Source organism: Ramlibacter agri (assembly GCF_012927085.1).
In the GTDB taxonomy this organism is placed as follows: Bacteria; Pseudomonadota; Gammaproteobacteria; order Burkholderiales; family Burkholderiaceae_C; genus Ramlibacter; species Ramlibacter agri.
Genome location: NZ_JABBFX010000008.1, coordinates 1 through 13,241 on the forward strand (window position 1 = coordinate 1; position 13,241 = coordinate 13,241).

A 13,241-nucleotide genomic window follows, 5' to 3' on the forward strand; every position below is an offset into this window, starting at 1 on the left:
TATGCCCCTTCTGCGGCAGCACCACGTGGCAGATGCCGATGCTGTCGTAGACGTGGGGCAGCTTCTGCTCCGCGGCCCAGTCGCGCGCGATGCGCACGATCTTGCGCGAATCGTCGTCCTGCTCGGGCACGTAGTGGTCCATGACCAGCACGATGCGGTCCTTGTCCCAGATCTGCGCGCCCAGCTCCTCCAGCATCGGCTTCAGCCGCCGCGGCCCGGAGGAGTCGTGGAACATCGCCAGGTCGACCTTGGAGCTGACGATTTCGCCGGGGGCCACGTGGCTGCGGCCACTGGCGCGGGCAATGAGTTTCTGGGCCAGCGTTTGCGCCGGCCCTTGCGAGGCATGCATGCCTTCCTCCCTCAGGACAGGATTTCCTTGGCCACGATGCGGGCCTCCACGCCGCCGACCTGCGAAAGCTCCATGCGGTATTCGTAGCGGTCGGGGCGGTACAGGCCGTGCAGCAGCTGCACCGGCCGGTCGTTGATGTCGTACACCAGGCGCCGCACCCACAGCAGCGCCGAGCCCACGGGCACCTGCAGCTCGCTCGCCACCTTGGCGTCGGCCTGGCGCGCCGACACCGTCTGGATGGCGCGCCCGAGCTCCACGCCGGACTCCTGCATCAGCTCCAGGATCGGCTTGTTCGTGAGGTCGCTGCGCTCGACGTCGTGCACCAGCTGCTCGGGCACCCAGGTGGTGATGTGCGACATGGGCCCGGCGCTGGTGCTGCGGCGGCGCACGGCCTTGCGCACCTTGTCGCCTTCGGCCAGCTGCAGCGCGTCAGCCAGTTCGTGGTTGGCGGGGATCGTCCGCCACTCGATCACCTTGACGATGGTCTTGCGGCTGAGGCTGACGATGTTTTCCATCAGGCCCTTCAGCTGCGGCGCCGAGCCCTTCGAAGCCGCCTTGCGCCCGCGGTTCGCCTGCTCCAGGCGCGGCGCCGGCCGCGTGCCGCGGCCCACCTCGCGCACGATCAGCTTCTCGTTGGCCAGCTGCTCCAGGGCCCGGCGCACGGTGATGCGCGCCACGCCGAAATGGCGGGCCAGTTCCAGCTCGCCCGGCAGGCCGTCCGCGAACTTGCCCTCTTGCAGCTGCTCCAGCAGGACCAGGTAGATCTGGTGGTATTTCGACAGTGGCAGCGATGCGGCCATTCAGTTTCCCTCGGCGGCGCGCCCGCCCACTGCGTGGGCTTCGACGCGGAAGATGTCCGTCAGCGGCGCGCCGGCCATGACGTGGTACAGCACGAAGCCGTACGCTTCGTTGGCGTCCAGCTCGCCGGGCGTGAACGGAAACGCCAGGTTCCCGGCCGTGGACACCCGCCCAGGATAACCGTGGTGCAGCAGGTTCTGCTTGTAGACGGCGGCCGCGGTGCGGGCCAGCAACGCATCGGGCGCGATGAATTCCAGCACCAGGCCAGCCTCGTGCGTGGCGCGCTGCGCGGCAGGCAGCGGCCGCACGGCCCCGCACCCGTAGACGTGCGGCACGGGCTGCCAATCACCCGGCACCAGCGCGCGCACCTTCGCCGTCACGGCTTCCAGCACGCTGTCCAGGACCTGCAGCAGCGTCGGGTCGGCGATGCCAGCGATCAACACGGCGCGAGCACCGAGCCGGCGCGCACCCTCGATCTTCAGCGTGGGCTGGGCGCGCGGCTCGAAGCGCGCGCCGCTCACTCGCGTGCGATGGTTGTCGAGCGCCTCGTAGCGGGCGTCCGCCAGGTACAGCGTCCCACCGGGCTCGTCCACCAGGAAGGGATCGGCCTGCTCGTAGAGCGCATGTGCCGCCACCGAAGCGGGCGTGGCATGGCTGTCCGGGTTCATGCTTTCCAGCGTGAAGCCTTTCAGGTCCAGTTCGGCCAGCATCGCGTCGCGGCCGCCGGGGCGGCAACACAGCGAAGTACATTCGATGATCTTGGCCATGTGCAGCGCGAGCCCGGCCGGGTAGCCGAGCAGCTCCGGCAAGGCCGCGAAGATGGCGGTGTCGCAGGCGCGGCCCGCCAGGATGACATCCGGATCCGTTTCGAACGCACGGGCGAAGGTCTCGGTGCCGCACTGCCCCACGATGTGGCTGCAGGCGCGGATGTCATCGTCCGAAGGCTCAGGCATCGGCCCGATGGCAGCCAGGCGGCCTTGCTGCCGCGCCTGGACCACGAGGTCCGCCGGGACGTCGCTGGCGATGGTGGCGAGCCGGAACGACCAGCCCTGCTCGCGCGCGATCTCGTGCAGCAGCGCGGTGACACTTTCGAGTTGTGGCCGCGCGCCCGCTGTGCCGGCGCTGCCGATCACCAGCGGGATGCCGGCGTCCAGTGCGGCCCGCAGCACGAGCGTCAAGTCACGCCGCACCATGGCCTCGGGCGCGGCCATCTCGCCGGAACCCAGGTAGTAAGGCCCGGGATCGATCGAGCCCATGTCGGCGCCGATGAAGTGCGGCTTGCGCGCCATGCCGCGTGCGAACGCCGCCTCGGGAATGCCGTAGCCCAGCTGGCCGGAGGCGGACAGCACGCGCAGCGGGCCGTCGCCGGGCCGGTGGCCTTGCAGCAGGCGACGCGCCGCGTTCACAGCAACACCTCCAGCAGCGGCCCGTGCTGCTGCGCGCCGTACAGGTCGCCGTCGCCGGGCGTGCCCGCACACAGCTTGCGCGGCATGGAGAACTTGATCGCGTGTAATTGCGGCAGCAGGTAGCGCTGCACTGCCCCGGGCGCCACCTCGTACAGCGCCGCCACCGCGCCGGACGCCAGCGCCGCGCTGCCGGCCGCACGCTCGTACGCCGCCGCGTCGTTGAAGAACACGTCCAGGGTCAGCATGGTGGGACCGGCATTCTTGCTGCGCACGATGTGCGCAAGCTCCCGCAGGCGCACCGGGTCTCGTTGGGTCATCGCGCGGTGAAGCCGCCGTCGGCGCAAATGAGCTGGCCGGTGATGAAGGAGGCGCGCGGCGACAGCAGGAAGCTCACCAGCTCGCCGATTTCGCGCGGCTGGCCCAGGCGGCCCAGCGGAATGCTCGCTTGCATCGCCGCCAGCGTGTTCGGGTCCGCCTTGGCGGCCGCCACCATCGGCGTGTCGATCGGGCCGGGCCCCACCGCGTTCAGCCGCAGGCCTTCACCGGCCCATTCCAGCGCGAGCGACTTCACCATGCCATTGATGCCGGCTTTCGAAGCAGCATAGGCCGCGCCACGCGCGTGTCCCACTTCGCCGATCTGGCTGCTGATCACGACCACGCTGCCGTCGTGCACGCTTGCCTCACGCATGTGGGCGATGCTGGCACGCACCAGCACGAAGGCCGCCGTCAGATTCAGCTGCAGGGTGTGGCGCCACTCGTCCAGCGAGGTGTCGTCCGAGCCCTTCTTGTAGAAGACGCCGGCGCAGGCGGCCAGCCCGTGCAGCGCCCCACCGAGGGCGCGCGCCGCCTGTTCCGGCAGCGCGGCGGCGCCAACGTCGTCCAACAGGTCCTGCACCAGCACGGCGGCGCCAGGCAGTTGCTCGCGCACGCTGGCGGCCTGCTTCTCGTCCTGCACCACAGCCGCGACGCGCGCTCCCTGCCCTTGCAGGACCTGCGCGGTGGCCAGGCCGATGCCGGACCCGGCGCCGGTGACGAGGATGCGGCGGGCCGCCAGTTCAGGCGCTGGCGCCGCGGAGTTCGGTACAGCACTCATTCTTCACAGGCCCAGGTAATTCTTGCGGAGTGCGGGATCGTTCATCAGGTCCGCCGCGTTGCCCTGCATCGCGACCATGCCGTTTTCGATGACGTAGGCGCGGTGCGCGATGGCCAGCGTCTGCACTGCGTTCTGCTCCATCAGCAGGATGGACTGGCCCGCGGCGTTGAGCTGGCGGACCAGCCCGAACATTTCATCGACCAGACGCGGCGACAGGCCGAGCGAAGGCTCGTCCATGATCAGCAGCTCCGGCTCGGACATCAGGCCGCGGCCGATGGCCAGCATCTGCTGCTCGCCGCCGGACAAGGTGCCGGCGTGTTGCGTGAAACGCTCCTGCAGCCGCGGGAAGATGCCCACGACGCGTTCCAGGTTGGCCTTGCGCCGCGCCGTGCCGCGCGCGATGGAACCCAGCTCCAGGTTCTCGCGCACCGACATGTTGGGGAAGATGCGCCGGCCCTCGGGCACGTGGATCACGCCCATCTTGACGATGTCGGTCGACTTGCGCCCGGCGAGTTCCTCGCCCTTGAACCGGATCGAACCGCCGAAGGGCCGGTACAGGCCCGAGATGTTGTTGTTCAGCGTGGACTTGCCCACGCCGTTGCTGCCCAGGACGGCGACGATCTCGCCGGTGCGCACTTCCAGGTCGATGCCACGCAGGATCTCGACCCTGCCGTAGCCGGCGCGCAGCGCTCGGATCTCAAGCATGCGAAGCCTCCGTCGCGATGCGGTCCGCGGCGCCCTGGCCCAGGTAGGCCTCGATCACCGCGGGGTTGCTCACCACGTCGCGCGGCGCGCCCTCGGCGATGATCTTTCCGTACGAGAGCACGTAGATGAAATCCGAGAGATTCATCACGGCCTGCATCACGTGTTCGATCAGCAGCACCGTGACGCCGCTGTCGCGGATCTTGCGGATGATGCCGATGATCTCGACGATCTCCGACGGGTTCAGGCCCGCCATCACTTCGTCCAGCAGCAGCAGCTTCGGCCCCGTGGCCAAGGTGCGGGCGAGCTCCAGGCGCTTGCGGCCGGCGACCGTCAGGTCCGCGGCCGGCTGGTCCAGCAGGTTGGCCATGCCCACCTGCTGCGCGATGGCGCGCGCGTGCTCCCACGCCTGCGCGCGCTGCGGGTACTTCTGGTAGGCGCCCACGGCGATGTTCTCGTGCACGCTCAGCTTCGCGAACGGCTGCGTGATCTGGAAGGTGCGCACCATGCCGGCGCGGGCGATGCGGTGCACCGGCCAGCCGGTGATGTCCTGGCCGGCGAAGGTGACGCGGCCGGCGTCGATGGGGTGGAAGCCCGCGATCGATGCGAACAGCGTGGTCTTGCCGGCGCCGTTGGGGCCGATCAGCGCCACGATGCGGCCTTCGCCGACCTCGAGCGACGCGTTGTCGACGGCGCGCAGGCCGCCGAAGATCTTGGTGAGTCCCTCGACTTTCAACATCATGCGCCTCCCTTGGGAGTGCCGCGACGAGCCCGGCGGCGGAACAGGTCGACCAGCCCATTGGGCAGGAAGGCGATGATGACGATCAGCAGCGCGCCGTACAGCACCAGCGACAGGCCCTGCACGTTGACCAGCGCGCGCGTGACGTCGCTGACCACGGCCAGCAGCAGCGAGCCGATCAGCGGTCCGAACACGGTGCCGGCGCCGCCGATCATGCTGACCAGCAGCATCTCGATGGACTTGTCGATGCCGAACACGATGGTCGGGTCGATGTACAGGTAGTACTGCGCGAACATGCAGCCGCCCACGCCACCGATGGCGCCGGACAGCATCAGCACCTTGATCTTCTCGCGGAAGGCGTTGATGCCCAGGGCCCGCGCGGCATCCTCGTTCTCGCGGATCGCCGCCAGTTGCGCGCCGAAGCGCGAATGCTTCAGCCACACCGCGATGGCGATCGAGCCCGCCGTCAAGGCGAGCATCACGTAGTAGAAGCCGATGCGCTCGGGGAACTGGAAGTTGGCGGCGCTGGCCTTGCCCGGGATCAGCATGCCGAGGCCGCCGCCGGTGATGCCCACCGAATTGGCGACGATGCGCAGCACCTCCGCGAAGGCCAGCGTGATCAGCGCGAAGTACGAACCCTTCAGCCCCGCCCGGAAGGACAGGAAGGCCACGACCCAGCCGACGACGGCGCCGGCCAGCGCGCTGGCGGGCAGGCCCCACCACGGGTTGAAGCCGAAGCGCATCTGCAGGATGGTCGACGCATAGGCGCCGGCGCCGAAGAACACCACGTGCCCGAAGGACAGCTGGCCGGCGAAGCCGCCGGCGATGTTCCACGACTGCCCGATGAAGGCATAGAACAGCGCCAGGAAACCGAAGTTGACCATGAAGGACGAACGGAAGACGAGCGGGAAGACGATGCCGACCAGCAGCAGCCCCCCGTGCAGCAGCCAGACCTGGCGACGGCTCAGCGCGTTCATCGCCTGGCTCCGAACAGGCCGGAAGGCCGGAACAGCAGGATCAGGATGAAGATCAGCGAGATGCCGATCTGCCCCAGGCTCTCGCCGAGGAACAGGCCGCCGAAGGATTCGGTGAGCCCGACGATCAAGCCGCCGACCACGGCTCCCAGGAAGCTGCCCATGCCGCCCAGTACCACGACGGTGAAGGCGACGATGATGAAGACGTTGCCGGTGCTCGGCGACACGTAGAAGATCGGCATCAGCAGGCAGGCCGCCGCGCCCAGCGTGGCCAGGCCGATGCCGTAGGCGACGGCGAAGACGCGGTCGACGTCGATGCCGACCAGGCGCGCGCCGACGCGCTCACGGGCCACGGCACGGATCGCCTTGCCGGTGTCGGTGTGGCGGATCAGCAGGCCCAGCACGGCGCACAGCACCATGGCGGCGATGAAGGAGATCAGCTTGGGCAGCGGCACCAGGGTGGAGCCCAGTTCCACCATCTTGTCGGAGTACGCCACCGTGATGGTGCGCGTGTCGCCCTTGAAGATCATCAGCGCGACGTTCTCGATGACGATCGACAGGCCCAGCGTGATCAGCAGGATGTTTTCGTCCTTGCCGTTCGAGAGGCGGCCGATCACCCCCTTGTAGAGGAAGTACCCCAGCAGGTACATGGCAGGCACCATGACCACCAGCGACAGGTACGGGTCGACGCCCAGCTTGGTGAGCAGGTAGTACACGCCGAACATCGCGAGCATCAGCATGCTGCCGTGCGCGAAGTTGATGATGTGCAGCACGCCGTAGATCAGGGTCAGGCCGGAGGCGACGAGGGTGTAGATACCCCCGATCAGCAGCCCGTTGATGGTGGCGGCGAAAAGAATGGAAGGGTCCAAGAGGCGCTCGGAAGAGGAGAGTTGCGGCGCCGGCCCCGTGCGGGGTCCGGCGCAATGGGACGCAGGGCCCTGGGGAATCAGCTGACCTTCGGGCGCGGGAAGACCGGCTTGGCTTCCGCGAACTCGTTGGGCCACACCACGCCGATGTCGGTCTTGGTGGCCTGCAGCAGCACCGCGCGGCCGCCGGTGTTCTGGCCGTTGACGAACTTGGTCGGGCCGTAGGGCATGACTTCCGGGAACCAGGTGCTGGCCTCGAGCGCCGCGATGGCGGCGGCGCGCTCGTCGGTCTTGGCGCGCTCCAGCGCGTCGGCGTAGCACTTGACCGAGTTGTAGCTGCAGTACACCTCGAAGGTGAACAGGTTGCCCTTGGCCTCCACCGCCTTGCGCATCGCCTGCGCCTTGGCGTTCTTGGGGTTGTACCAGTGGTTGAAGTCCATCATGTACTGCGCGACTTCAGGCTGCTCCTTGACCAGGCGGTAGTTGAAGCCGCCGCCCAGCACCGAGAAGATGCCGGCGACTTCGGCCTTCTGCTGGTACAGCGTGCGGGCGAGCAGCACGTACTCGTTCTGGTAGTTGCTGATGATCACCAGGTCGGGCTTGAGCGACTTGATGCGCAGCACCAGGTTGGAGAAATCGCGCGTCGGCGTGGCGTGCTTCAGCACTTCCTTCACTTCCAGCCCGATGCCGGACAGCTTGCCCGCCAGCAGCTTGGCCGTGCTGGTGCCGAACTCCGAGTCCTCGTGCACGATGACCGCGGTCTTGGCCGGGCCCCCGGCCGCCTTGTTCACATCCGACAGGCCGGCGAAGGCGTCGTCCACGCACTTGCCGTTGCCGGGCGCCAGGCGGAACACGTTCTTCAGGCCGCGGCTCACGATGGCGTCGGACACGCCGACGTCGATCATGAAGGGCGTGTTGTACTTGGCCGCGGCCTGCGTGGCCGGCAGCGCGATGGCGCTGGAGAAGCAGCCCACGTAGGCAGACACACCTTCCTGGTGCAGCCGCTCGACTTCCGCAACGCCCACTTCCGGCCGGCTCTGCGAATCGCCGAGCGCGGCTTCCAGCTTGGCCCCGCCCATCGACTTGATGCCGCCGGCGGCGTTGATCTCGTCGATGGCGAACTGCGCGCCGAAACGGCTTTGCGAACCGCTATAGGCGAGCGCACCGCTCACCGGGTGCACCAGGCCGATCTTGACGGCCTTGGGCTGGGCGAGCAGCAGGCCCGGTGCACCCAGGATGGTGCTGGCCGCACCAGCCTGGAGAACGAGTCGGCGGGAGACACGGGAGTTGCTTGTCATCGGCTACCTCTTGTGAAGTGGGCAGGGTTAAAAGGGATTGTTCTCTTCATAGAACAATTGCTAGACTGTGTATCAGCCGGCGCGGTGTGTCAATAGCGAGAAACGCGCCAGCTGTCGCAGCATGGACCATTCGCTCTATCCCTATTCGGCGCTGCCATCGCGCGCCGCCCCGGCAACTCTTGCCGAGGGCCTGTCGGCATGCGCCGTGGTGTGCCTGGAGCACTGGGAGGCGCTGCAGCCGGAAGGCGCCGTGCGCGACCCGCGCTTCGTCGGCGAATTCGGCAGCTTCACCCCGGACTACCGCAGCTGGACCCAGCGCGAGTACGGCCTGCGCATCGGCGTGTTCCGCGTGCTGCAGGCGCTGCGCGAGGCCGGCCTGCGCCCGGCCATTGCAGCCAACGCGCGCGCCGTCGAAAGGCTGCCGCAGCTCGTCGCCGAACTCAACGCCTGGGGCTGCGAGTGGATAGGCCATGGGCTGAGCGCGAACGTGATGATGAATTCGCGGATGACGCGCGCCGAGCAGCAGGCCCACATCGTCCAGGCGCTGGACACGCTGGAAGCCCATACCGGCCAGCGGCCCACCGGCTGGCTCAGCCAGGACTGGGGCACGACGCCCGAGACCTTCGAGCTGCTCGCCGAAGCCGGCGTGCGCTACACGCTCGACTGGAGCAACGACGACCAGCCCTACCGCATGACGCCGCCGCTGGTCGCCCTGCCCCTTTCCGCGGAGTGGGACGACGTGCAATGCCAGTGGCTGCGCAACCTCACACCGCGCGCCCATGCGGACGTCGCGCTGCAGGCCTTCGACCGCCTGCGCGCCGAATGCGGGCAACACCACCGCGGCGCGGTCTTCGGCCTGGCGCTGCACCCCTGGGTCAGCGGCATGTCCAGCCGCATCGGCCCCTTGCGCGAGCTGCTGCTCGCGCTGCGTTCGCGCCCGGACGTGCGCTGGGCTGCGCCGGGCGAGATCGCCGCCGCCATTGAATAGCAGAGAAAGGCAGGACCTTGGACTATCTCGATTCCTTCAGCGCGTTTGCCGCGGGACTCTCCTTCGACGAACTCCCCGCCACGGTGCGCAAGCACGCCGGCTGGATCCTGGCGGACACCCTTGCCGCCATCGTGGCCGGCGCCGCGGAGCCCGAGCTGCGCAGCTGGGCCGCTCTGCAGCCCTCCGGCCCGGCGACGCTTGTCGGGCTCGGTCAGCAGACGCAGCCGGTGCTGGCCGCACTGGTCAACGGCACCGCCGGCACCTTCCTCGAGATGGACGAAGGCAACCGCTTCGCTCGCGGCCACCCCGCAGTACACGTCCTGCCGTCCATCCTGGCGCTGGCGCAGGAAAGGCGCAGCGACACCCAGAGCTTCCTGAGCGCGCTGGTCGCCGGCTACGAGGTCGGCTCGCGCCTGGGCGCCGCCTCGCAGTTGCGCGGCTCCATGCATCCGCACGGCACCTGGGGCACGGTCGGCGCCGCCGCTGCCTGCGCCCGCCTGCTGGGGCGCGACGCCGCCGCCATGCGCGAGACGCTGAACGTGGCGTCCTCGATGACCATCGCCACCTCGAAGCGGACCATGCTCGAAGGCGGCCTGGTGCGCAACGTGTACGCCGGCCTCAGCAACCAGAACGGCTACCTGGCCGCGCAGCTGGCCGGCTGCGGCTTCACCGGCGAGCGCGACGGCCTGCGCTCGCTGTTCGGCGCGATCGTCTCGGAAAGCTTCGACACCGGCAAGCTGATGGACGGCCTGGGGACCGACTGGCACCTGGCGCACAACTACTTCAAGCTGCATTCCTGCTGCCGCTACAACCACGGCACCCTGGACGCCCTCGACGCACTGCAGTCCCGCGAAGGCCTGCCGGCGCCGCAGGACATCGAGCGCATCGAGGTCGTCAGCTATTCGCTGGCCGCCGAACTGGACGACACCGCACCGCGCAACACGCTGGCCGCCAAGTTCTCGGTGCCGTTCGCCGTGGCCACGCGGCTGGTGCACGGCTCCAGCGGCCTGGCCAGCTTCACCTGGGACGCGGTGCGCAACGAAGAGGTGCAGGCCCTCGCGCGCAAGGTGAGCATCACCGAGGACCCCGCGATGACGAAGCGCCTGCCGCACGAGCGGCCGGCGCGCATCACCATCCTGGATCGCGGCGGCCGCCGCTGGGTGGGCGAGGCCGGCGTCAACCGCGGCGACGACGCGGCGCCCTACACGCCCGCCGAGCTCGAGGCGAAGTTCCTGGAGCTGACGCAGCGCGCCTGGCCGGCGGCGCATTGCCACGAAGTGCTGGATGCGACCCACGCCCTGTGCGCGGGCCAGGTTTCGATGGAGGCATGGTTCCTGCTCCTGCGCCAGGCACCGGCCCGCTGACGGGCGCCCGGCGCACCGAAGGCGGGAGCGCCCTGGGCCTAAATGTTCTATTGACAGTACAAATGATCGGGTGCACCATTCGCGTCGCGGTGGCGCCACCCGGAAGCCAGAAGGTTCACACATGCAAACATCCGACAAGTCCGCCCGGCAGCTCTATGCCGAAGTCAAGGCCAATCCGACCCGCAAGCGCTTCGGCATGGGCCGCGTGCCGGCCCTCATCAACGTGGACCTGCAGAAGGCCTACACCTGCGTGGGCGAGTTCGCCACCGCCTACGAAACCGACCCCAAGCAGCTGGACTACGTGAACCAGCTCGCAGCCGAATTTCGCGCCAAGGGCTTTCCGGTGATCTGGACCTATGTGGCCTACATGGAGTCGGGCGAGGACTGCGGCATCTGGGGCACGCGCACCAACACGCCCGATTCGCTGCAGAACATCAAGGTGGGCAGCCGCCGCTCCGAGTTCGACGACCGCCTGCAGATCGACAAGGTGCGCGACATCATCGTCAACAAGCGCATGGCCTCGGCCTTCTTCGAGACCAACCTGGGTTCCATCTTCAATTTCCACGGCGTGGACACGGTGGTCGTCACCGGCGGCTCCACCTCGGGCTGCGTGCGCGCCACGGTGGTCGACAGCCTGCAACGCAGCTACCGCACCATCGTCCCGGAGGAGTGCACGGCCGACAAGCACGAGAGCCCGCACTTCGCCAACCTGTACGACATGGCGTTGAAGTACGCCGACGTCATCTCCGCCGAAGAGACCCTGGCGCAGCTGCGCGCCCTGCCCGCGCGCGCCACGCCGCCAGGAGGCTCGCGGTGAAGCGCGATCCCGGCTTCTACGACTACCTGCCGTACGACAAGCGCCCCGTCATCCGCTGGCCGAACGGCGCGCGCGTCGCCTTCTGGGTGGCGCCCAACATCGAGTTCTACGAGCTCGACCCGCCGCGCAACCCCTCGCGCGCCGCCTGGGCGCGCCCGGCGCCCGACGTGCTGAACTACTCCTACCGAGACTACGGCAACCGCGCCGGCTTCTGGCGCATGCTGGAGACCATGAAGCGCTGCAACATGCGCGGCAGCGTGTCGCTGAACGTGGCCATGTGCGAGCACCACCCGGAGGTGATCGCCGCCTGCGCCAAGGAAGGCTGGGAGTTCTACTCGCACGGCACCTACAACACGCGCTACCTGATGAACATGACCGAGGAGCAGGAGCGCGCGGTCATCCAGGATTCGATCGACACGATCAGGAAGCACACCGGCCAGAAGCTCGATGGCTGGCTGGCTCCGGCGCTCACCTACACGGACCGCACGATGGACCTGGTCGCCGAGATGGGCCTCACCTACGTGTGCGACCTGTTCCACGACGACCAGCCGGGGCCGGTGAAGGTGAAGCAGGGCAAGCTCACCAGCATCCCCTATTCGCTCGAGATGAACGACGTGATCGTCTACAACGTCAACCTCGTCTCGCCGCGCCGCTACGCCGACATCCTCAAGCGCCAGTTCGACCGGCTGTACGCCGAAGGCGAGCGCTCGGGCACGGTCATGTGCATCCCGCTGCACCCGTACCTCGTGGGCCAGCCCTATCGCCTGGCCGCCTTCGAGGAAGCGCTGTCCTACATCACGGGCCACGAGAAGGTCTGGCTGGCCACCGGCCGCGAGATCGCCCAGTACTTCAACGAGAACTACCACGACGCCTTCGCGGCCGCCGCGCAAGCCGTGGGGGAAGCACCATGAGCACGAGCCTTCCCGATAGCTACCTGCAGTATGCGCAGCGCCGCTATGGCATGGACCACGAGCGCTACGACTGGTCGCCGCTGCCGGCCCGCAAGCCGGTCGCCTGGCCCAACGATGCGCGCATCGCGCTGTGGGTGGTGCCAGCGTTGGAGTGGTTCCCGCTGGACATGAAGGGCCAACCCTTCAAGCCGCCGGGCGCGATGCAGACTTCGTATCCGGACCTGCGCCACTACACGCTGCGCGACTACGGCAACCGCGTGGGCATCTTCCGCGTGATGGAGGCGCTGCAGCGCCATGCCGTTCCGGCGAGCGTCGCAGTGAACGCCGCCGTCGCGGTGCGCTATCCCTCGCTGGTGAAAGCCTGCGTGGAGCGCGGCTGGGAAATCATCGCCAACGGCCTCGACATGGACCACCTGCACTACGGTGGACTGGCTGAGGACCAGGAGCGCGCGCTGGTGGAGACTTCGCTGCGCATCCTGCGCGAAGCCACCGGCGGCAAGGTGCGCGGCTGGCTGTCGCCCGCCAAGTCCGAGTCCTTCGCCACGCCGGACCTGCTGCGTGAAGCCGGTGTGGACTACGTCTGCGACTGGGTCAACGACGATATGCCTTACGCCATGCGCACCCGCGCCGGCGAACTGGTGGCGATGCCGCACCCGGTGGACATCGACGACTACACCATCCTCGTGCAGAACCACCATACCGAGGACGACTTCCGCGATGCGCTGATCGACCAGTTCGACCTGCTGTACCGCGAGTCCAGCCCCGGCAACGGGCGCGTGATGGCGATCTCGCTGCACCCCTGGATCATCGGCCAGCCCTACCGCATCGGCGCGCTGGAGCAGGCGCTGCAGCACATCATGCAGCACAGCGGCGTGTGGGCCGCCACCGGCAGCCAGATCCTCGACGCCTGGAAGTCACGGCAAGGCTGAACGCGCG

14 protein-coding genes and 1 pseudogene are annotated in these 13,241 nt (G+C 68.4%); 5 read left to right on the forward strand and 10 right to left on the reverse strand.

Annotation, left to right across the window (positions count from 1 at the left end):
* The 10 genes and pseudogenes from HHL11_RS33925 to HHL11_RS33970 all read right to left on the reverse strand — a co-directional run.
* Window positions 1-349: pseudogene (locus HHL11_RS33925) on the reverse strand (3-isopropylmalate dehydratase); the annotation flags it as partial.
* Between the two features lie 11 nt (window positions 350-360).
* Window positions 361-1,149 carry a GntR family transcriptional regulator gene (locus HHL11_RS33930; protein WP_205964830.1) on the reverse strand — a complete coding sequence of 263 codons (789 nt, stop codon included), beginning with the start codon at window positions 1,147-1,149 and terminating at the stop codon, window positions 361-363.
* Window positions 1,150-2,553: an acyclic terpene utilization AtuA family protein gene (locus HHL11_RS33935; RefSeq protein WP_169423062.1), complete on the reverse strand. Its 1,404-nt coding sequence runs from the start codon at window positions 2,551-2,553 to the stop codon at window positions 1,150-1,152.
* Window positions 2,550-2,870 (reverse strand): DUF4387 family protein, encoded by a 321-nt coding sequence (locus tag HHL11_RS33940; RefSeq protein ID WP_169423063.1) that lies wholly within the window; start codon window positions 2,868-2,870, stop codon window positions 2,550-2,552. Before HHL11_RS33940 ends, HHL11_RS33935 begins: the two co-directional genes overlap by 4 nt.
* Complete coding sequence (locus HHL11_RS33945) at window positions 2,867-3,646, reverse strand: SDR family NAD(P)-dependent oxidoreductase (protein WP_169423064.1); 780 nt, start codon at window positions 3,644-3,646, stop codon at window positions 2,867-2,869. The genes HHL11_RS33940 and HHL11_RS33945 overlap by 4 nt, the downstream gene beginning before the upstream one ends.
* 3 nt (window positions 3,647-3,649) lie before the next feature.
* Window positions 3,650-4,351, reverse strand: coding sequence for an ABC transporter ATP-binding protein (locus HHL11_RS33950; protein WP_169423065.1), 702 nt, complete (start codon window positions 4,349-4,351; stop codon window positions 3,650-3,652).
* The gene (locus HHL11_RS33955; RefSeq protein ID WP_205964831.1) at window positions 4,344-5,090 is read right to left on the reverse strand and encodes an ABC transporter ATP-binding protein; all 747 of its coding nucleotides are present in this window, start codon (window positions 5,088-5,090) and stop codon (window positions 4,344-4,346) included. Before HHL11_RS33955 ends, HHL11_RS33950 begins: the two co-directional genes overlap by 8 nt.
* Window positions 5,087-6,064 (reverse strand): branched-chain amino acid ABC transporter permease, encoded by a 978-nt coding sequence (locus tag HHL11_RS33960; RefSeq protein WP_169423066.1) that lies wholly within the window; start codon window positions 6,062-6,064, stop codon window positions 5,087-5,089. The genes HHL11_RS33955 and HHL11_RS33960 overlap by 4 nt, the downstream gene beginning before the upstream one ends.
* Window positions 6,061-6,930, reverse strand: a complete 870-nt coding sequence (locus tag HHL11_RS33965; RefSeq protein ID WP_240980553.1) for a branched-chain amino acid ABC transporter permease — start codon at window positions 6,928-6,930, stop codon at window positions 6,061-6,063. Before HHL11_RS33965 ends, HHL11_RS33960 begins: the two co-directional genes overlap by 4 nt.
* A 77-nt stretch (window positions 6,931-7,007) precedes the next feature.
* Entirely contained in the window at window positions 7,008-8,225 is a 1,218-nt protein-coding gene (locus tag HHL11_RS33970) for an ABC transporter substrate-binding protein (protein WP_169423067.1), read from the reverse strand.
* Window positions 8,226-8,346: 121 nt separating this feature from the next.
* On the opposite strand from HHL11_RS33970, the gene HHL11_RS33975 reads away from it, so the two are divergent.
* The 5 genes from HHL11_RS33975 (at window position 8,347) to HHL11_RS33995 (ending at window position 13,234) form a co-directional block, all read left to right on the forward strand.
* Window positions 8,347-9,213, forward strand: coding sequence for a polysaccharide deacetylase family protein (locus HHL11_RS33975; protein ID WP_169423068.1), 867 nt, complete (start codon window positions 8,347-8,349; stop codon window positions 9,211-9,213).
* 17 nt (window positions 9,214-9,230) lie between these two features.
* Window positions 9,231-10,577, forward strand: coding sequence for an MmgE/PrpD family protein (locus tag HHL11_RS33980; RefSeq protein ID WP_169423069.1), 1,347 nt, complete (start codon window positions 9,231-9,233; stop codon window positions 10,575-10,577).
* 121 nt (window positions 10,578-10,698) lie between these two features.
* Entirely contained in the window at window positions 10,699-11,394 is a 696-nt protein-coding gene (locus tag HHL11_RS33985; protein WP_169423070.1) for an isochorismatase family protein, read from the forward strand.
* Window positions 11,391-12,305 carry a polysaccharide deacetylase family protein gene (locus HHL11_RS33990; RefSeq protein WP_169423071.1) on the forward strand — a complete coding sequence of 305 codons (915 nt, stop codon included), beginning with the start codon at window positions 11,391-11,393 and terminating at the stop codon, window positions 12,303-12,305. The genes HHL11_RS33985 and HHL11_RS33990 overlap by 4 nt, the downstream gene beginning before the upstream one ends.
* Window positions 12,302-13,234, forward strand: a complete 933-nt coding sequence (locus tag HHL11_RS33995; RefSeq protein WP_169423072.1) for a polysaccharide deacetylase family protein — start codon at window positions 12,302-12,304, stop codon at window positions 13,232-13,234. Before HHL11_RS33990 ends, HHL11_RS33995 begins: the two co-directional genes overlap by 4 nt.
* Window positions 13,235-13,241: the final 7 nt, after the last annotated feature.